Below are 18,707 nucleotides of genomic sequence, written 5' to 3' on the forward strand. Positions count from 1 at the left end.
ACTAGCTGTAAGGATTCTCGCCGCGCTCAAACTTAGCGCGGCGTTCCTTTTGCTCCGCACGCTTGCGCAAAATGCGCTCCTGCTCAATTTTCTTGCGCATGCGGTCGGGGTAGCCGGTCTCCTCAACGTCGTAAAGCGAGATGCCCAACATGCGGGCAACCTCATCAATGCCCTTCGGCCCCCCGATACGGCGGCGGGTGTAGTTGCCCTTTTCATCCACCAACACCACGGACATTTCATTAACCATGGTTTCCGGCTCAACAAAACCCTCAACAAAGGTGCGCCCCTGGACCCAATCACGCAAATATGCAGCGTCGTCAGGGCGGATCGTCTCCCCCGGAGCACGGGGTGGGGCGAACTGAGAATGGCGTTTGCCTCTGCCGAAAAGGTTGAACACGTCGAAACATCCTAGTTCAGGGGGTGCAAATAGCAACGCGCCGAGGCGATAGCGGGTAGTCTGTGAGACCGTATAACTTCCACAAAGATTATGAGGAGACGTTGCAACCATGGCGCACTCAGTAGAGATGCCCGAGCTGGGCGAGTCTGTAACCGAAGGCACGATTACGACCTGGCTGAAGGAAGTCGGCGACACCGTCGAGGTAGATGAGCCGTTGCTGGAGGTTTCCACCGACAAGGTTGACACGGAAATCCCCTCCCCCGTCGCCGGCGTGATCCTGGAGATCAAGGCTGAAGAAGACGACACCGTTGAGGTGGGCGACGTGATTGTCATCATCGGCGAGGAGGGTGAAGCAGCTGATGCTTCCTCCGACAAGGCTGAAGAAGCTGAGGCTGAAGCTGAGGAGGCTCCGGCCGAGGAAGCTTCCGAGGAGAAGGAAGAGGCACCGAAGAAGTCTGGCGGTGCTTCCGGTTCCGCAACCGACGTTGCTATGCCGGAGCTGGGCGAGTCCGTGACCGAGGGCACGATTACCACCTGGCTGAAGGAAGTCGGCGACACCGTTGAGGTGGACGAGCCGCTGCTGGAGGTCTCTACCGACAAGGTTGACACCGAGATCCCGTCCCCAGTCGCCGGCACCCTGGTTGAGATCCTGGCGCAGGAGGACGACACCGTTGAGGTGGGCGAGGTCATCGCCCGTATTGGTGACGCGAACGCGGCTGCTGAAGAGCCGGCGGACGAGCCGAAGGAAGAGCCGAAGGCTGAGGAGCCGAAGAAGGAAGAGCCGAAGAAGGAAGAACCGAAGCAGGAGGAGAAGCCTGCAGCTGCTCCGAAGAAGGCTTCTGGCAAGTCCACCACGGTTGATATGCCGGAGCTGGGCGAGTCTGTCACCGAGGGCACGATTACCACTTGGCTGAAGTCTGTTGGTGACACCGTTGAGGTGGACGAGCCGCTTTTGGAGGTCTCCACCGACAAGGTTGACACCGAGATCCCCTCCCCGGTCGCCGGCACCATCCTGGAGATCCTGGCTGAGGAGGACGACACCGTTGACGTTGGTCAGGCCATCGTGGTGATTGGTGACGCTGACGCAGCTGCCGAAGAGCCGGCGGACGAGCCGAAGGAAGAGCCAAAGGCTGAGGAGCCGAAGGAAGAGCCGAAGCAGGAAGAGAAGCCTGCCGAGGAGCCGAAGAAGGAAGAGCCGAAGGCCGAGGAGTCCAAGGAGTCCGTGAACACCTCCGCCAAGCTGGAGGACCGCGGTGACAAGGTTCCGTACGTCACCCCGCTGGTACGCAAGCTGGCTGAGAAGCACGGCGTTGACCTGAGCACGGTTGAGGGCACCGGTGTTGGCGGCCGTATCCGTAAGCAGGACGTCTTGGCTGCCGCTGAGGGCGGTTCCGCTGCTGATGCTTCGGCTGCTGCAAAGGATGAGCCGAAGGGTGCTCGCGCTAACTGGTCCACCAAGTCCGTGGATCCGGCGAAGCAGGAGCTCATCGGCACCACGCAGAAGGTCAACCGCATCCGCGAGATCACCGCTGCGAAGATGGTCGAGTCCCTGCAGACCACCGCACAGCTCACCCACGTCCAGGAAGTGGACGTTACCCGCGTTGCGGAGCTGCGTAAGAAGGTCAAGCCGGCATTCGTTGAGAAGCATGGTGCCAACATCACCTACCTGGCGTTCTTTGTGAAGGCCACGGCAGAGGCACTGGTCTCCCACCCGAACGTGAACGCGTCCTTCAACGCGGACACCAAGGAGATCACCTACCACGAGGACGTCAACATCGGCATCGCTGTGGACACCCCGCAGGGCCTGCTGGTTCCGGTGATTAAGAAGGCACAGGACCTCAACCTGGCTGAGATTGCCAAGGCAATTGCAGACCTGGCTGAGCGCGCACGCAACAAGAAGCTGCGTCCGAACGACCTGTCTGGCGCTACCTTCACGGTGACCAACATTGGCTCCGAGGGTGCGCTGCTGGATACCCCGATCCTGACCCCGCCGCAGGCCGGCATCCTGGGCACCGCCGCGATTGAGAAGCGCCCGGTCATTGTGACCGAGGACGGCATTGATTCCATCGCTATCCGCCAGATGTGCTACCTGCCGTTCACCTACGACCACCAGCTGGTTGACGGTGCAGATGCTGGTCGCTTTGTAACCACCATCAAGGACCGCATCGAGGAAGGCGACTTCGAGGCTGACCTGGACATCTAAGTCCTAGTCCAGCCCTAGATACCTTCTAGAAAGCGCAAGCCCGGTACCGACATTCGGTGCCGGGTTTTCGCATTGCTGCATACTATGCAAAACCGGCCGCACGCTGCACCTACGGGCTTACTGTGAGCTGTCTACAGAGAATGCAAAACCCCGTACGTACCTTGCGTAAATAGCTATGCTGGTGCGTAATTTGTACGCCTTGGATAAGGAGTTCTCGTTGGACTACATTTCCCGACATATTGGCCCGGACCAGGATGAGCAGCGCGAGCTGTTGGATGCGCTGGGGTATGACTCGCTTGACGCGTTGATCGCGGCGGCAGTGCCGTCCGGCATCTTGGCTGACAAGCCGCTGGATCTTCCTGCGGCGCTTTCGGAGTATGAGGCACAGGACCGGCTGCGTGAGCTAGCCGGTAAGAATACTGTGCTTCGTGCTTTCTATGGTCAGGGCTTTTCCTCCACGTTGACCCCGCCGGTGATTCGCCGTGGTGTTGTGGAGGATGCGGGCTGGTATACCGCCTATACCCCGTATCAGGCGGAGATCTCCCAGGGCCGCCTGGAGGCTCTTTTGAACTTCCAGACCATGGTGCAGGACCTGACTGGGTTGGATATTGCGAATGCTTCGCTTTTGGACGAAGCGTCTGCCGCCGCCGAAGCCGTCGGCCTAATGTCTCGCGCTGTGAAGAAGGGCCGCCGGGTGCTGCTGGATTCTCGCCTGCACCCGCAGGTGATCAAGGTGACCACTGAGCGCGCTCGCGCCATTGACCTGGAGGTTGAGGTCACCGATCTAACCCAGGGTGTGGTTGGTGAAGACCTGGTTGGCGCAGTGCTTGCGTACCCGGGCACGGAGGGCGACATTGTTGACCCGCGTCCGGTGATTGAGGCAATCCATGAGCGTGGCGGCCTGGTTGCTGTGGACGCAGACATTCTGGCACTCACGCTGCTGGAGTCTCCAGGTGAGCTGGGTGCTGACATTGCCATTGGTTCGACGCAGCGCTTCGGTGTGCCGTTGTTCTACGGTGGCCCGCACGCCGCATACATGGCAGTGCAGGCAAAGTTACAGCGTCAGCTTCCGGGCCGCCTGGTGGGTGTGTCTAAGGACGCGGAGGGCTACCCGGCGTACCGCTTGGCCTTGCAGACGCGTGAGCAGCACATTCGCCGTGAGCGCGCGACGTCCAACATTTGTACCGCGCAGGCGCTTTTGGCGGTCACTGCTTCGATGTACGCGGTCTACCACGGCCCTGAGGGGCTCAAGGAGATTGCACGCGAGGTGCACCAGCGTGCAGCTGACTTCGCTACCGCACTTGAAAACGGCGGCGTGAAGGTGAAGCACGCACAGTTCTTTGACACCGTCGCCGTTGAAGTAGACAACGCGCAGGGTGTAGTGGATGCGCTTGCAGAGGCTGGCTACCTGGTTCGCCCGATTGATGCGACCACCGTCGGAGTGTCCTTCGGTGAGGACACCACGGATGCAGACGTTGCAGCCCTTCTAGGTGGCTTTGGGGTGGACTCCCCCGTCACTGATTCCCCGGCGCGCCTGCCGGAGGCGCTTGAGCGCGCAACCGAGTTTCTCACGCACGTGACGTTTAACAGCATCCACTCTGAGACCCAGATGATGCGCTACATCCGCACGCTGGGTGACAAGGACTTGGCGCTGGATCGCACGATGATCCCGCTTGGTTCCTGCACGATGAAGCTCAACCCCACCGCGGGTCTTGAGGCAATCACGTGGCCTGGTTTTGCCAACGTCCACCCGTACACGCCGGATGCGTACACCACGGGTTGGCGTGAGCTGATCGATGAGATTCGTTCCTGGCTGGTGGAGATCACCGGCTACGCCGAGGTCAGCGTGCAGCCGAACTCTGGTGCAACCGGTGAGCTGGCGGGCCTTTTGGCTATCCGCGCCTACCACGTGGCAAACGGTGACACGGAGCGTGACATCTGCCTGATTCCGGCGTCTGCGCACGGTACTAATGCGGCGTCGGCGACGTTGGCGAACCTGCGCGTGGTTGTGGTCAAGACTGCCGAAGACGGCTCTATCGACCTGGCTGATCTGGAAGAGAAACTGGATAAGTACGGCTCCCACGTTGCCGCCATCATGTTGACCTACCCGTCCACACACGGTGTGTACGAGGAAGACGTGCGCGTGGTGTGCGACAAGGTGCATGCGGCCGGCGGTCAGGTCTACATCGACGGCGCGAACATGAACGCGCTGACTGGCATTGCCCGCCCGGGCGATTTCGGCGGCGACGTATCTCACCTGAACCTGCACAAGACCTTCACCATTCCGCACGGTGGTGGCGGCCCGGGTGTTGGCCCGATCGGCGTGGCGGAGCACCTCATTCCGTTCCTGCCGGGCGACCCGACGGATCCCGAAGACACCCGTGGCGTGCCGGTGGCATCCACGCTCTACGGCTCTGCGGGTGTGCTGCCGATTTCCTGGTCCTACATCGCCATGTCTGGTGCGGAGGGACTGCGCAGCGCCACGGCACACGCGGTGCTCAACGCCAACTACATTGCGCGTGAGCTCAATGACAGCTTCCCGGTGCTCTACACCGGCGCCAATGGCTTGGTTGGCCACGAGTGCATCCTGGACCTGCGCGAGCTGACGGACCAGTCTGGCGTGACAGCAGCCGATGTGGCCAAGCGCCTGATTGATTACGGCTTCCACGCCCCCACCTTGGCGTTCCCGGTTGCGGGCACGCTGATGGTGGAGCCGACCGAGTCTGAGGACAAGGCTGAGCTGGATCGTTTCATTGCGGCGATGCGCTCCATCCGTGCGGAGATCCAGGAGATTATCGACGGTGCCGTGGAGTACGAGCGCTCTGTTATCCACAACGCGCCGTACACAGCGATCAGTGTGATCCGTGATGAGTGGCCGTACGAGTTCTCACGAGAGCAGGCCGCATACCCGGTGGATACGCTGGCGCGTTCCAAGTACTTCCCGCCGGTGCGCCGCATCGACGAGGCGTTCGGCGACCGTAACCTGCAGTGTGCGTGCCCGCCGCCGGAGGCGTTCGACATCGATTTGGATAAGGAGGATTAACCATGGCACAGACCCCGCTTCACGCCACGCACGAGAAGCTTGGCGCTACGTTTACTGATTTCGGTGGCTGGGAGATGCCGCTGAAGTACGGCAATGAGTTGGATGAGCACAGGGCCGTACGCAATGGCGTTGGCATCTTTGATCTTTCCCACATGGGTGAGATCAACGTCCAGGGCCCGGATGCTGGTGCGTTTTTGGACTACGCCCTGATTTCCACCATGAGCACGCTCAAGGACGGCAAGGCGAAGTACTCGATGATTGTCAACGCTGACGGCGGGATCATCGATGACTTGATTACCTACAAGTTCAGCGACAACCACTTCATGGTTGTGCCAAACGCCGCGAACACCCCTGCGGTGTGGGAGGCGTTCCAGGCCCGCGCGGAGGGCTTTGACGTGCAGCTGAGCAACAACACTGATCAGTTCGGTCTGGTCGCTGTGCAGGGCCCGGGTTCGCTTGAGGTGATCAAGGGCCAGCTTGAACATGACCCAACGGACTTGCCTTACTACTCCGGCGCGTGGAACACGCTGCGCGCAAACGGCGAAGAGGTTGAGGTCTTCGTTGCCCGTACCGGCTACACCGGTGAGGACGGCTTTGAGCTGTTCTGCTCCAGCGAAGACGCTCAGAAGGTGTGGGACGCCGTGATTGACCACGGCACGCCGTGTGGGTTGGCGTCGCGTGACTCGTTGCGTTTGGAAGCATCCATGCCCCTGTACGGCCATGAGCTGTCCACCGAGATCACCCCCGTTGAGGCGGGTATGGGCCGCGCGTTTGCGAAGAAGGAGGCTGACTTCGTGGGCAAGGACGCGCTCACCGGCCGCGAGCCGAGCGTGGTCATCGCTGGGCTTACTTCTGAACAGCGCCGCGCAGCCCGCGAAGGCTCCGAGATCTTCCTGCCAGGTACGGAAGACAAGATCGGCGTGGTTACTTCTGGCCAGCCTTCACCAACATTGGGCCACCCGGTTGCTCTTGCACACGTGCAGCCTGAGCATGCGGAAATTGGCACCGATGTTGAAATTGATATCCGCGGGAAGCGTTACCCGTTTACCATTAGTGCAACCCCCTTCTACAAGCGAAAGGACGCTTAAGTCATGGCTCTGAACCCTGATTTCTACTACTCCGAGGACCACGAGTGGATCAACGCCACCCCGGACACCGCTGTGGGCGCGACCGTGCGCGTTGGCATCACTGACGTTGCTGCTGACCGCCTGGGCGAGGTTGTCTTCGCTGAACTGCCGGCTGTGGGCGACACTGTGACCGCTGGTGAGACCTGTGGTGAGATCGAGTCCACCAAGAGCGTGTCCGATCTCTACTCCCCCGTCACCGGTACCGTCACCGCGGTTAACGAGGACATCGATGGCGCGTACGAGACCATCAACAATGACCCCTACGGCGAAGGCTGGCTGTTTGAGGTCCAGGTGGAAGAGGTTGGAGAGCTGATGACTGCAGACGAGTACGCTGCAGCCAACGGCGTCTAAGTTGTTATTCGGCGGTGGGGTGTATTGCCGCCGCCGCAACAACAGCATCTTCCCAAGGCATTCCGGTGGTTTTGAATACCACTCGCCCGGGTGCTTTTGTGAAATCGGTGCTGGATGTTACCGCCTCCTGAAGGCTCACCAGCGCCGATTTTTCAATGAATCCTTCTGCGATCGCTTGCACGACATCTCCAGCTTCACGCATAGCCACGGCCACATCTTCAACAATTACCGTCGCCCCCTCGAAGACGTCACCTGCCAGCTCACGCGTGTCAGGAGTATGCGCACCCATGGCAACCACAATGGCGTCTTCTCGCAAATCTGATGCTTGAACAATTGGTTCTGTTGCACTCGTTGCCGTAATCACAAGTTCGGCAGCGTTCACGGCAGCTGAGGCTTCCTCGCTGCCGCTTTCACACCAGTGCAGCGAGGCATCTTCAGGGCGCGAGCGCCCGATATACGTCACGTTTACTTCGCGGATTCCGTCTAAGACGTCTCGCAATGTCGCCTCGTGGTGGCGTGCTTGCAACCCGGTGCCGAAAATAACCGCTGACAGCGGCTCTGAGGACTCCACCAAAAGGTTACGTACGCCTGCAATGGATACCGCCGGTGTGCGCAGTGCAGTCAACGCTGCGCCATCGATGGTTGCTACGGGAGCCATCGACGTTGCGTCGAATAGCAGGTAGGCCCCCTGGATCAGAGGAATGTCTCTGGCAGCAGCGTCATCGGCAAGCGAAAGCACCTTGATGCCGAAATAGTCTGTGACGGTCGATGGCATCAGCAGGAGTTGCCCGCCGGAGACGTCGTAACGCGTGCGCGGAAGGTCCATAGCCGGGTCGAATCCAGCGTTGAGCGCTTCAATCAAGGCATCCACCGCTTGGGCTGGTCGCACGCGGCGAAAGAGCTCCTCCCCACTGATGTATGCAATTGAACTCATAGCATTTTTCCCTTCCTCCGAAGAATCTCAGCGACGATTTCTGCCGTGTGCAAAGCTTGTACTCCGGTTCCCTGCTGAACATGGGTCCTGCAGGAAAAACCGTCTGCAATAACAATGCCACCTTCCTTGAAAGTACGTGCCCTACAAGAAGGGCTTCGGCAATGTCATTCGCTTGTTGCCCACCACATCCGAAACCACACCCCTGCGGCATCGTAGGCCGCTGCGTGCAATGAACTGATTACACTTTCATCCATGACTGCCCCCCGCGATCCGTTTTTTCCGGCCGATAAGTCCATTCGCGCCTCCAGCGCGCCGATTGAGGTGCGCAGGCTGGGCGTGGTGGATTATCGCGAAACGTGGACGCTGCAGGCTGATTTGGCTGCGAAGCGCGCCGCAGATGAGGTGCCGGATACGTTTTTGGTGCTAGAGCATCCGTCGACGTTTACGGCCGGAAAGCGCACGCAGCCGGAGGATATGCCGGATCCGTCGTATCCAGTACCGGTGGTCACTGTGGATCGCGGTGGGCGTATTACGTGGCATGGGGAGGGCCAGCTGGTTGTCTACCCCATTGTCAAGCTTGCTGAGCCGGTGGATGTGGTTGATTACGTCCGCAGGCTTGAAGAGGCCATCATTGAGGCCGTCCGCAAGGCCGGTGTGCACACGGCTGGGCGTATTGATGGCCGCTCCGGGGTGTGGGTGCCCGCAACAACAAAGGCGGCGGATCCGGCTGCCCCGACACGGGACCGGAAGGTTGCAGCACTTGGTATCCGCATCACGCGTGGGGTGACCATGCACGGGCTGAGCCTGAATTGCGACAACACGCTTGAGCACTACAACCACATCGTGGCCTGCGGTATTGATGACGCAGATGTGACCACGATGAGCCTTGAGCTTGGCCGTGACGTCACCCCGTCTTCGATGGAGCCTTTGCTTATCGACGCTTTAACTCGCGCCCTCGCCGGCGACCTCGTCGTCGCTGACCACTCGTTTGGGTCTGCCCCTGACCCGTCGAAAGGTTTGCGAAAACGTCACTCTTGACACATCCACTACAGTCGGGGACGTGACTGTAGCACCTGAAGGTAGAAAAATGTTGCGCATTGAGAAACGAAATGCGCAGACCCCTATTGAAACGAAACCGCGTTGGATCCGTAACGCTGTAAAAACCGGTCCTGAGTATGAGGACATGAAGCAGAAGGTCAAGGGCGCCTCACTGCACACGGTGTGCCAGGAGGCTGGCTGCCCCAATATTCATGAGTGCTGGGAATCCCGTGAGGCGACGTTCTTGATCGGTGGCGCGAATTGCTCGCGGCGCTGTGATTTTTGCCAGATTAACTCCGCAAAACCAGAACCGTTAGACCGCGGTGAGCCGTTGCGTGTAGCCGAGTCCGTGCGTGAGATGAATCTGAATTACTCCACGATTACGGGCGTGACTCGTGATGACTTAGAGGATGAGGGCGCTTGGCTCTACGCAGAGGTTGTGCGCAAGATTCATGAGCTCAACCCGCACACCGGTGTGGAAAACCTCACCCCGGATTTCTCCGGTAAGCCGGATCTTCTGCAGGAAGTGTTTGAGGCTCGCCCTGAGGTGTTCGCTCACAACTTGGAGACGGTGCCGCGTATTTTTAAGCGCATCCGCCCGGCGTTCCGTTATGAGCGTTCCTTAGACGTAATCCGCCAGGCTCGTGACTTTGGCCTGATCACCAAGTCCAACCTGATTCTGGGTATGGGTGAAACACGTGAGGAGGTTATGGAGGCACTGCAGGACCTGGTTGATGCTGGCTGTGACATCATCACGATTACCCAGTATCTGCGCCCGGGCCCCATGTACCACCCGATTGAGCGTTGGGTAAAGCCTGAGGAGTTCATCGAATACCGCGATGCTGCCTACGAGATGGGCTTTGGCGCTGTTATGTCCGGCCCGCTGGTGCGTTCCTCGTACCGCGCAGGCAAGCTCTACGTAGAAGCAATGGAGCACCGAGGGCTTGAACTGCCGGAGAATTTGAAGCACTTGGCGGAGACGTCGCAAGGCGAAACTGCTCAAGAAGCCTCGACCCTGCTGGCGAAGTACGGGGAGAGCAAAGAGCACCCGGTGACCACCCGCTAACATGAGTCGCATGGCTAAAGAGGATTCGAAGGCTGCTGCTAAGGCAGCCAAGAAAGAAGCTCGCGCCGCGAAGCGCGCGAAAGGCAAGCAGACGCGTGGGCAGTTGATCCAAGCGTTCAACATCCAGCGCAAGCGGGATAAGTTGCTGATCCCGATCATGCTTGCGTGTGTGTTTGGTGTAGCGCTTGCGTTCTTCCTCCTTGGCTTGCTGTGGAACGGCCAGTGGTACATGCTGGTGCTGGGCCTGCTGCTCGGCGTGGTGCTGGCCATGTTCGTGTTCTCCCGTCGCCTTGAGGCCTCGATGTATGACGAGGTTGGTGACACCCCTGGTGCTGCCGGTTGGACGCTGGAGAACATGCGCAACACCATGGGCATTGTCTGGCTGACCCAGACGGGCGTGCAGGCAAACACGCACATGGACACGGTGCACCGCGTGGTGGGCAACCCCGGCGTGGTGCTGGTGGGTGAAGGCAACCCGAATCGCCTGAAATCTCTGATGGCGAAGGAGCACAGGCGCGTGGACCGTCTGCTTGCCGGTGTACCTATTTATGAGGTGTATGCCGGTGAGGGCGAGAACCAGGTGCGCGTGCGTGATTTGCAGAAGCACCTGCTGAAGCTGCCGAAGAACTACCAGAAGAATGACGTGTACGGGCTGGCTGCAAAGCTGGATGCGATGGATGCGCGTACCCGTGGCGGCAATATGCCGGGCTTGCCGGGTGGTCCGTTGCCTCGTCAAGCACAGAACATGGCGGGTATGAACCGCAAGATGCGTCGTATGCAGGAGCGCAAGGGCCGGTAAAAATACCCGCTGTGAGCCGTCATGGCCGTCATGGCTACTGACTCCCGCATTACTTTCGCCGCCGAGGCCAACACTGCGTTGCGCCTCGGCGTTTTAATGCTGTCTGCAGGCGCGGCAGCGCCAATTAACCCCTAGAGCCTGATCACGGTGGTGTTGGTTGCGCGATCGTGCATGCCGCGCCCGTCAGCGTCGACAAGAGCCGCGGGCAAAATGAAACCTGTCAAGATGGTGCGTACCGCAGCCCGCCAGAAGCCCACGGGTGCCTCCGCATCGACGCGGGCTACCCCCATGCCCAGCACCATCATCCCCGGGGTACGGGCGAAGAGCCAGCCAAACAGAATCCCCATGGCTATCCACAACAAGTAGGTCAGCGTGGCCCTGTCCCCAAGCGCGTCGGTTTGGGTGACCGCAAAGCTTGCAATGGCAAGACAGATCAGCCAATCGATCAAAACCGCCACCATGCGTCGCATCACGGACGCCTGTGAGCCAGAGCCGGTTTTCGGCATACCCAAAAATTCACCCGGATATGAGGGCACCGCGTCATCTTCGTACATGTCTCACACCCTAGCTGGCCGCCTTTTGTCTAAAATTGATAGCACTGTTTTACATCTGAAGGAGACACACGTGGGCTTCGAAAACATCGAAGACGTTCAAAAATTCATCCGCGACGAAGAAGTCGAGTTCATCGATGTTAGATTCACCGATGTTCCGGGAATCGAGCACCACTTCTCCATCCCCGCCTCCATGTTTGATGAAGATGTGATGGAGGAAGGCCTCGCATTCGACGGCTCTTCAATCCGTGGTTTCACCACCATCGAAGAATCCGACATGACGCTGATGCCGGATCTGGCAACGGCACGCCTGGACCTGTTCCGTGCGTCGAAGACGCTGAACATGAAGTTCTTTGTCAATGACCCATTCACGCACGAGGCGTTCTCGCGCGACCCGCGCAACGTGGCAAAGAAGGCCGAGGAGTACCTAGCATCCACCGGCATTGCAGATACCTGCAGCTTCGGCGCTGAGGCAGAGTTCTACCTCTTCGACAACATCCGCTATGAGGTTGAGGGCAACCGCGCCTTCTACGAAATCGATGCCGAAGAGGGCTGGTGGAACCGTGGCAACGAGGTTGAGCCAGACGGCGGCCCGAACCTGGGCTACAAGAACCGCTGGAAGGGCGGCTACTTCCCTGTCCCGCCGCACGACAAGACGGTGGAAGTGCGCGACGCGATGGTGCACAACCTGGCCAAGAGCGGCTTCAACATCGAGCGTTTCCACCGTGAGGTGGGCAACGGTGGCCAGCAGGAGATCAACTACCGCTTCAACACGCTGCTGCACGCGGCCGATGACCTGCAGGACTTCAAATACATTGTGAAGAACACCGCTACGCAGTTTGGCAAGACGGCAACGTTTATGCCCAAGCCGCTGGCTGGTGACAACGGCTCGGGCATGCACGCCCACCAGTCTTTGTGGAAGGACGGGGAGCCGCTGTTTTATGACGAGTCGGGTTACGGCGGCCTCTCCGACATCGCGCGCTGGTACATCGGCGGCATCCTGGAGCACGCCGGTGCAGTGTTGGCGTTTACCAACCCGACGCTGAACTCGTATCATCGTCTGGTGCCGGGCTTTGAGGCGCCGATCAACCTGGTGTACTCCCAGCGCAACCGCTCCGCGGCGATCCGTATCCCGATCACGGGCACGAACCCGAAGGCCAAGCGCATTGAGTTCCGCGCCCCGGACCCGAGCGGCAACCCGTACTTCGGCTTCGCAGCGATGATGCTCGCTGGCCTGGACGGCATTAAGAACCGTATTGAGCCGCACGCACCGGTGGACAAGGACCTCTACGAGCTGCCGCCGGAGGAGGCCAAGGACATCCCGCAGGCACCGACCTCGCTGGAGGCATCCCTGGCCGCGCTAGAGGCGGACCACGACTTCCTCACCGAGGGCGACGTGTTTACCGAAGACCTCATTGAGACCTACATCCGTTTGAAGGTTGACAATGAGATCGCCCCGGCGCGCCTGCGCCCGACTCCGCTGGAGTTCGAGCTCTACTTCGACTGCTAGAGCACTCGATGCGCACCTAGTACGCGCTAGGTGCGTAACTTTGTGCGTGCGGCGGCCGCTAGTTCATCATCGATAGTGGTGGCCGCCGTCGCGCGTATGCCTACAAGGCCCATGAGTACGGCGCTGGCAACGAGTGCGATGAGGATGCCGCGCCACTGCCCTGTTGCGTCGTAGGCGGCGCCAACCAGGATCGGGCCTGCGCCTGCCAAGAGGTAGCCGTACGGCTGCACAAACCCGGACAGTTTCGCCGTGACCACGTGTGATCGGCTCCGAGCCGGGATCAGCGCGATAGCGGTTGGGAAGCAAAATCCGCCGATGCCCAGGAGGAACGCCCAGAGGTAGGGCAGTTGGGCGTCGGTAAGCAAAAGCCCCAAATAACCTATTGCCGTGGCTGCGGCGAAGGTGACCACAAACGGGGTGAGTGTGCGGGCGCGGGCAATGAGCATTGGCATGACCAGCCCGCCGATCACATTCAGGCTGCCGAGAAGCGCCAACGCGATCGTGCCGGTTGTGGCTGACGCGCCGGCGTCGCGGTAGATCTGCGGCAGCCAGCCCATTTGGATATAGGCGTTCATGGACTGCAGGCCGAAAAACAGCAGGAGGAACCGTGCTGTTGGGGAGCGCCACAAAGCAACGTCGAGGGCCTGGTCGGGCTCGGCTGCGTTTGTGTTGTGCTGGGGTGCGTCGCTACCAACCTTGGCCACAACCACGATCCACACAACTACCTGCAGCGCCGCTGGCACAGCCCAGACGGCAAGTGCCCACTGCCAGGCACCGTTGCCGGAAAATGCGAGCGCACTTAAGGGGCCCACGGCGCCAGAGAGGCCGAGGAGGGCGCCGTACACCGTCATCAATGCCACGAGGTGGCGCCCACCGTGCTGCTTAATCCACGCCGGCAGCAACACGTTAGCCACCGCGATGCCGGCAACCACGAAGCCGGTGAGCACGATGAACACCGCCATCTGGCCCACCCAGGGCCGCACTGCCAACCCGATAAACGTGAACGCGGCGCCGATCGCAATGGTGCGGGTGAGGCCAAGCCGCATTGCAACTGGCACCGCACTTAGGCCCATCAGCGCGAACAGGAATCCGGGCATTGCCGTGATCAGACCCGCCTGCGAAGCACCTGCACCGAAAGCGGCAAGTGTTTCCTCCAACACCGGGCCTACCGAGGAAATACCGGCGCGCAGATTGATGGCCACCACAACAACTGCAGCGAACAACAGCGGTGCCGACAGCAGCGCCGCTGTGCTGCGGCACCGAGAAGCAGGACGCTGAGAAGTAGATCGCTTGGACGAGTTCTCCATTCGACCATTAGGCACCCAGATCACAAAAACGTCAACCTTTAACCAAACAAAGCGAGTACGGTACCGGTTATGTCCGAGAGGTACGGCAAGCTTCCCCCGCCTGGTCCGGCGTGGGGTGGCAGCTTGATGGGCACGTCTATCGTTGCCCGTTTGTTGGTTGAGGTGGGCATGCTGCCTTTGGCGGGCATGTTCGCCGTGATCGCCTGTGCCATCTTGGTTGTCCTTACGGCGGGGTTTGTACGGTACCGCAACCCTGCCTTCCAACGGACGACGTTGGCGGCGTGGGCTATGTACGCCATGGGCATCCTCGCGTTGGGCGATGCCCTTTCGGGACTCAGCGGCGAGCCTGTTTTCCGGATGATCGGCTTCTGGATCGGTGCGCCACTTGCCGTGGTGGTTTATCTAACGCAGCTGCGAGGCTTCCACGGCCCTCCGCAGTTCGCGTGGGGCTTGCCCCTTGTCGGGCCAATGGTTTCTGCTTCCACTGCGGGTGCACTATCCCGTAACTTCGGGCACTTTTACCAGGTCACCGGCACGGTGCTGTTTTGCATGACTATTTTCACTGCTGTGCCGCTCTTCGTCTACGTATATTGGTCATGCTGGCGCGGCCGAGTGCCGCTCGAAGGTGCGACATCCGCCACCGCGTGGGTGCCACTTGGCGTAGCAGGCCAGTCAACGACGGCGATCCAGCTCCTGCACCCGGGAAGCTTTTCCATTTGGTATGGATACGTGGCACTGATCATTGCCATCCCGTTGGCAGGCTTTGCCATGGTCGTGTTCTACCCGAATGTGGCCCGCTGGGTTGACTACTCCCCTGCGTGGTAGGCATGCACGTTTCCCACAGGCACGGTCAGCATGGGTAGCCACCAGGTTGCTCTCCTCAACGGCTCGCAGTGGCTCGACGTTGTGGCACTGAGCATCCCGGCACTCCTCATTGCGCACTGGGTGATCTGCGCGGCGCGCTTCGTCTCCTGGACGGTTGGCGAGCGCCAACCTACCTAAACCAGCACACTTAACACCCCAAAGTTTTCCCACACACCCCAAAGGGATTACCATACTGGCGTGACTGACAAGTTCCGCGAACTTCCCCCACCCGGCCCCGCATGGGGCGGCAGCCTCATGGGCACATCTATCGTTGCCCGCCTGCTGGTTGAAGAAGAGATGATGGTAGCCGCCGGCTGTTTCGCCGCGATCGCGTGCGTCATCCTGATCGTGCTTACCGCAGGGTTTCTTCGCTACCACTTTCCCCGGTTCGGGCAAACCACCATGGCTGCGTGGTCGATGTATTTCATCGGCATCCTCGCCTTGGGTGCGGCACTTTCGGGGCTAACCGGCAACGGCGTCTACCGCCTTATCGGCTTTTGGATCGGCGCGCCGCTGACCATCCTCACCTACACAATCCAGCTGAGGAGGTTCGAGGGCAAACCGCAGTTCACCTGGGGCCTGCCCCTTGTTGGCCCGATGATTTCCGCGTCTGTGGCTGGTTGGTTGGCTCGTGATTACGGCCAGTTCTACCACCTAGTCGGCACTGTGCTGTTCCTCATGTCAATCCTTACCGCGGTGCCCACGTTTGCCTACGTCTACTGGGCTGCATGGCACAAGCGTGTGGACCTTACGGGTGCCAACTCCGCCACCGCTTGGGTGCCGCTCGGCGTAGTTGGCCAGTCCACTACCGCGGTCCAGATCATGTACCCGGGAACGTTCTCAATATGGTACGGCTATGTGGCACTGACGTTGTCCATCCCTCTTGCCATCTGGGCGATGGTGCAGTTCTACCCCAACGTGGCGCGCTGGGTGGACTACTCGCCTGCCTGGTGGTCGTGCACCTTCCCCACCGGCACGGTCAGCATGGGCGGCCACCAAGTAGCCCAGGTCAACGGCTCGCACTGGCTCGACGTGGTTGCACTGAGCATCCCGGCACTCCTCATCCTGCACTGGACGTTGTGCTCCAGCAGATTTCTCACATGGGCTCTTGCTTCACGACGCCCAAGCGCACCCTCCGAGTAATAAATTGCCCAAAAAGTTGCTGTAATTACCCACACCAAGCTATTCTGGCTTTACAGATCCCCCCTCCAAGCTTCTCGTAAGATCAGCGAAATATGAGAGGGGGGCTTGTTATTCTAAGACGATGAATCGCCGGAAGCCTTTTCTTCCCATTCCCCGCCAACTAGATTTGCTCACCAGCCGGGGTCTGACGCTCCCCGATAGAGAAGCTGTAGCCAGTTTTTTAATGCAACACAATTATTACCGCTTTTCTGGCTACATGAGGTACTTCCAGGTTGCTCCTTCACACGGCAATGAAGACTTCGAACCCAATACTCACTGGGGCGACATAGTGGAGATTTACAGTGGAGATTTACAGTGGAGATTTACAACCTCGATGTTCAACTCCGTGCCCTGTTGTTTGAAGGCATTCACCTCGCAGAAATATCAGCGAGAACGGCTTTCGCATACAGCGAAGCGAATATCCATTCCCCTTACGAAGAGTATTTAGCTACTGATGCTTACAAGCGCCCTCCTAACCCAACCATAAAGGCAACCAACGAGCTGATACTCAGCGAGCTGCACCGCTCACGTGAGCCATATATCGCAAAGTTTCGGAAAGGCTGCACAGACGTAAACCAGTTGTGGACCGACGACGTCCCCGTATGGGCTGCAGTAGAAACCTTGTCTTTAGGGACACTGTCTAAAGCGATCAGCTTCCGCAATGATGGGAATGCTGTTTATCAAGGAACCTGCAAGGCCCTCGGGGTCGGGCAGCCATACTTGTCGCCGCAGTTGCGTTCTTTCACGTTCATAAGAAACAAATGTGCCCACTCCTCCCGTCTTTGGAACTGTTTCGTTGTCGATCCTCCTCGGGTGCCGGAGGGGGTAAAACGGCGCGCAGAAAGGTTGAACGGTTCGTACGCAGGAAACTCAGTGTTTGCTGTGATCGTTGCACTCGATTATTTCCTGTTCACCACCAAGCTGCGTGAAGGCTTCTTGAACGAGTATCTACAGTTAGCCAGTACTTCAGAGTTATTTAGCCAGGGTATTTCTCATCCGCGAGCTTCATAACCCAAAACCAGTAAGCCCCTGCCTACCGCGCGGTGACACGCTCAAGCACCACGGATTCACGGCGCGCGGGCGCTTCGGCACTGATGGTAAAGCCGTCGCGCAAGACTTCCAGGGAACGCTCGAAGCGGTACTCGTCGTCGGTATGCAGACTAAACAGCGGCTGGCCTGCGCGAACTTTGTCGCCCTTGACGGCGTGCAACTCAATGCCGGCACCGAACTGCACGGGATCTTGCCTGCGGGCACGCCCCGCCCCGAGGCGCCAGGACGCCACGCCAACGGACAACGCATCAAGCTCAGCGAGGTAACCGTCCGCATCCGCGGTCACGGTATGCGTGTGCGCGGCAGTGGGCAGCGCGGCATCCGGATCGCCACCCTGGGCGCGGATCATCTTCCTCCACGTGTCCATAGCGCGGCCGTCTTTCAACGCAGCGGCGGTATCGGCGTCGGGGACGCCGGCGGCCTTCAACATTTCGTCGGCAAGCGAAAGTGTTAGCTCCACAACATCATCGGGACCGCCGCCTGCTAAGACCTCGACTGCTTCTTCCACCTCAAGTGCGTTGCCCACCTTGCGGCCGAGTGGGGTGGACATGTCGGTGATCAGCGCAACCGTGTTCGTACCGGCATCAGTTCCCAGGTCAACCATGGTTTGGGCGAGATCGCGCGCGGCGTCAATATCCTTCATAAACGCACCAGTTCCCACCTTGACGTCTAGCACCAGGTTCGCAGTACCCTCGGCGATCTTCTTGCTCATGATGGAGCTTGCGATCAACGGGATGCAGTCCACAGTCGAAGTGATGTCTCGAAGCGCGTAAAGCTTCTTATCTGCCGGGGCAAGCCCGCTGCCTGCGGCACAAATGACGCAGCCGGGGTCTTCGAGAATCTCCATCATGCGCTCGTTGGATATCGCGGCCTGCCAGCCGGGGATGGATTCCAGCTTGTCCAGCGTGCCGCCGGTATGCCCCAACCCGCGTCCGGAAAGCTGCGGCACCGCCACGCCGAAGGTGGCCACCAGGGGCGCTAGCGGCAGGGTGATCTTGTCGCCCACGCCGCCGGTGGAGTGCTTGTCCGCGGTAACGCGCGTAAGTGAGGCAAAGCTCATCGTCTCGCCCGAGTTGATCATGGCCTGGGTCCACTGTGCGATCTCTTCACGGCTCATCCCGTTGAGAAAGATGGCCATGGCCAGGGCAGACATCTGTTCCTCGGCAACCACGCCGCGAGTGTACGCATCCACCACCCAGTCGACCTGCTCTTTGCTCAAGGGCTGGTTGTCGCGTTTGGTGCGGATGACATCGACGGCGTCAAAGCGCTCGGCCATGGTGAATTC

Annotated in this window: 17 protein-coding genes; 12 read left to right on the forward strand and 5 right to left on the reverse strand. The window is 59.8% G+C overall.

Going from position 1 to position 18,707, the window contains the following annotated elements; translation table 11 throughout:
* Position 1 precedes the first annotated feature (1 nt).
* Entirely contained in the window at positions 2-397 is a 396-nt protein-coding gene (locus I6I71_RS11360) for a hypothetical protein (protein WP_052203575.1), read from the reverse strand.
* 109 nt (positions 398-506) lie between these two features.
* Between I6I71_RS11360 and sucB the strand changes: the two genes are divergently transcribed.
* From sucB to gcvH, 4 genes are all read left to right on the forward strand, one after another.
* The gene (gene sucB, locus I6I71_RS11365; RefSeq protein ID WP_201821151.1) at positions 507-2,600 is read left to right on the forward strand and encodes a 2-oxoglutarate dehydrogenase, E2 component, dihydrolipoamide succinyltransferase; all 2,094 of its coding nucleotides are present in this window, start codon (positions 507-509) and stop codon (positions 2,598-2,600) included.
* 175 nt (positions 2,601-2,775) lie between these two features.
* Complete coding sequence (gcvP, locus tag I6I71_RS11370) at positions 2,776-5,643, forward strand: aminomethyl-transferring glycine dehydrogenase (protein WP_236587320.1); 2,868 nt, start codon at positions 2,776-2,778, stop codon at positions 5,641-5,643.
* A gap of 2 nt (positions 5,644-5,645) precedes the next feature.
* A complete protein-coding gene (gene gcvT / locus I6I71_RS11375; protein ID WP_052203572.1) occupies positions 5,646-6,731 on the forward strand; it encodes a glycine cleavage system aminomethyltransferase GcvT in 1,086 nt (361 codons plus the stop codon).
* A 3-nt stretch (positions 6,732-6,734) separates the two neighbouring features.
* Entirely contained in the window at positions 6,735-7,121 is a 387-nt protein-coding gene (gene gcvH, locus I6I71_RS11380) for a glycine cleavage system protein GcvH (protein WP_201821153.1), read from the forward strand.
* Between the two features lie 4 nt (positions 7,122-7,125).
* Here gcvH and I6I71_RS11385 read toward each other — a convergent pair whose 3' ends face one another.
* Positions 7,126-8,055, reverse strand: a complete 930-nt coding sequence (locus I6I71_RS11385) for an ornithine cyclodeaminase family protein (RefSeq protein ID WP_201821155.1) — start codon at positions 8,053-8,055, stop codon at positions 7,126-7,128.
* 252 nt (positions 8,056-8,307) lie between these two features.
* Between I6I71_RS11385 and lipB the strand changes: the two genes are divergently transcribed.
* The 3 genes from lipB to I6I71_RS11400 are packed head-to-tail and all read left to right on the forward strand — an operon-like array spanning position 8,308 to position 10,958.
* Complete coding sequence (gene lipB / locus I6I71_RS11390; protein ID WP_201821158.1) at positions 8,308-9,093, forward strand: lipoyl(octanoyl) transferase LipB; 786 nt, start codon at positions 8,308-8,310, stop codon at positions 9,091-9,093.
* Between the two features lie 22 nt (positions 9,094-9,115).
* Positions 9,116-10,159, forward strand: coding sequence for a lipoyl synthase (gene lipA, locus I6I71_RS11395; RefSeq protein WP_201821166.1), 1,044 nt, complete (start codon positions 9,116-9,118; stop codon positions 10,157-10,159).
* Between the two features lie 10 nt (positions 10,160-10,169).
* Complete coding sequence (locus tag I6I71_RS11400; protein ID WP_201821169.1) at positions 10,170-10,958, forward strand: DUF4191 domain-containing protein; 789 nt, start codon at positions 10,170-10,172, stop codon at positions 10,956-10,958.
* A 131-nt stretch (positions 10,959-11,089) separates the two neighbouring features.
* Here I6I71_RS11400 and I6I71_RS11405 read toward each other — a convergent pair whose 3' ends face one another.
* A complete protein-coding gene (locus tag I6I71_RS11405) occupies positions 11,090-11,512 on the reverse strand; it encodes an RDD family protein (RefSeq protein WP_201821171.1) in 423 nt (140 codons plus the stop codon).
* Between the two features lie 70 nt (positions 11,513-11,582).
* Here I6I71_RS11405 and glnA point away from each other — a divergent pair, with 70 nt between their 5' ends.
* Positions 11,583-13,019, forward strand: coding sequence for a type I glutamate--ammonia ligase (glnA, locus tag I6I71_RS11410; protein ID WP_052203545.1), 1,437 nt, complete (start codon positions 11,583-11,585; stop codon positions 13,017-13,019).
* A 26-nt stretch (positions 13,020-13,045) separates the two neighbouring features.
* Here the strand turns inward: glnA and I6I71_RS11415 are convergent, their stop codons facing one another.
* Positions 13,046-14,326, reverse strand: coding sequence for an MFS transporter (locus I6I71_RS11415; protein ID WP_201821183.1), 1,281 nt, complete (start codon positions 14,324-14,326; stop codon positions 13,046-13,048).
* A 69-nt stretch (positions 14,327-14,395) separates the two neighbouring features.
* Here I6I71_RS11415 and I6I71_RS11420 point away from each other — a divergent pair, with 69 nt between their 5' ends.
* The 4 genes from I6I71_RS11420 (at position 14,396) to I6I71_RS11430 (ending at position 17,383) form a co-directional block, all read left to right on the forward strand.
* A complete protein-coding gene (locus I6I71_RS11420) occupies positions 14,396-15,151 on the forward strand; it encodes an SLAC1 family transporter (RefSeq protein WP_462101427.1) in 756 nt (251 codons plus the stop codon).
* Between the two features lie 30 nt (positions 15,152-15,181).
* A complete protein-coding gene (locus tag I6I71_RS12290; protein WP_462101428.1) occupies positions 15,182-15,328 on the forward strand; it encodes a hypothetical protein in 147 nt (48 codons plus the stop codon).
* Between the two features lie 60 nt (positions 15,329-15,388).
* Complete coding sequence (locus tag I6I71_RS11425) at positions 15,389-16,333, forward strand: TDT family transporter (RefSeq protein WP_201821184.1); 945 nt, start codon at positions 15,389-15,391, stop codon at positions 16,331-16,333.
* 354 nt (positions 16,334-16,687) lie between these two features.
* On the forward strand, positions 16,688-17,383 hold the full coding sequence (locus I6I71_RS11430; protein ID WP_236587321.1) for an Abi family protein: 696 nt from the start codon (positions 16,688-16,690) through the stop codon (positions 17,381-17,383).
* Between the two features lie 22 nt (positions 17,384-17,405).
* Here the strand turns inward: I6I71_RS11430 and I6I71_RS11435 are convergent, their stop codons facing one another.
* Complete coding sequence (locus I6I71_RS11435; RefSeq protein ID WP_201821188.1) at positions 17,406-18,698, reverse strand: thymidine phosphorylase; 1,293 nt, start codon at positions 18,696-18,698, stop codon at positions 17,406-17,408.
* Positions 18,699-18,707 lie beyond the last annotated feature (9 nt).

Origin of the sequence: Corynebacterium riegelii, from assembly GCF_016728505.1 — a bacterium.
GTDB lineage: Bacteria > Actinomycetota > Actinomycetes > Mycobacteriales > Mycobacteriaceae > Corynebacterium > Corynebacterium riegelii.

Coding starts and splice junctions, on each gene's coding strand:
- sucB (WP_201821151.1), top strand. CDS start 507: ATGGCGCACTCAGTAGAGATGCCCGAGCTGGGCGAGTCTGTAACCGAA.
- gcvP (WP_236587320.1), top strand. CDS start 2,776: ATGCTGGTGCGTAATTTGTACGCCTTGGATAAGGAGTTCTCGTTGGAC.
- gcvT (WP_052203572.1), top strand. CDS start 5,646: ATGGCACAGACCCCGCTTCACGCCACGCACGAGAAGCTTGGCGCTACG.
- gcvH (WP_201821153.1), top strand. CDS start 6,735: ATGGCTCTGAACCCTGATTTCTACTACTCCGAGGACCACGAGTGGATC.
- I6I71_RS11385 (WP_201821155.1), bottom strand. CDS start 8,055: ATGAGTTCAATTGCATACATCAGTGGGGAGGAGCTCTTTCGCCGCGTG.
- lipB (WP_201821158.1), top strand. CDS start 8,308: ATGACTGCCCCCCGCGATCCGTTTTTTCCGGCCGATAAGTCCATTCGC.
- I6I71_RS11400 (WP_201821169.1), top strand. CDS start 10,170: ATGGCTAAAGAGGATTCGAAGGCTGCTGCTAAGGCAGCCAAGAAAGAA.
- I6I71_RS11405 (WP_201821171.1), bottom strand. CDS start 11,512: ATGTACGAAGATGACGCGGTGCCCTCATATCCGGGTGAATTTTTGGGT.
- I6I71_RS11415 (WP_201821183.1), bottom strand. CDS start 14,326: ATGGAGAACTCGTCCAAGCGATCTACTTCTCAGCGTCCTGCTTCTCGG.
- I6I71_RS11420 (WP_462101427.1), top strand. CDS start 14,396: ATGTCCGAGAGGTACGGCAAGCTTCCCCCGCCTGGTCCGGCGTGGGGT.
- I6I71_RS12290 (WP_462101428.1), top strand. CDS start 15,182: ATGGGTAGCCACCAGGTTGCTCTCCTCAACGGCTCGCAGTGGCTCGAC.
- I6I71_RS11435 (WP_201821188.1), bottom strand. CDS start 18,698: ATGGCCGAGCGCTTTGACGCCGTCGATGTCATCCGCACCAAACGCGAC.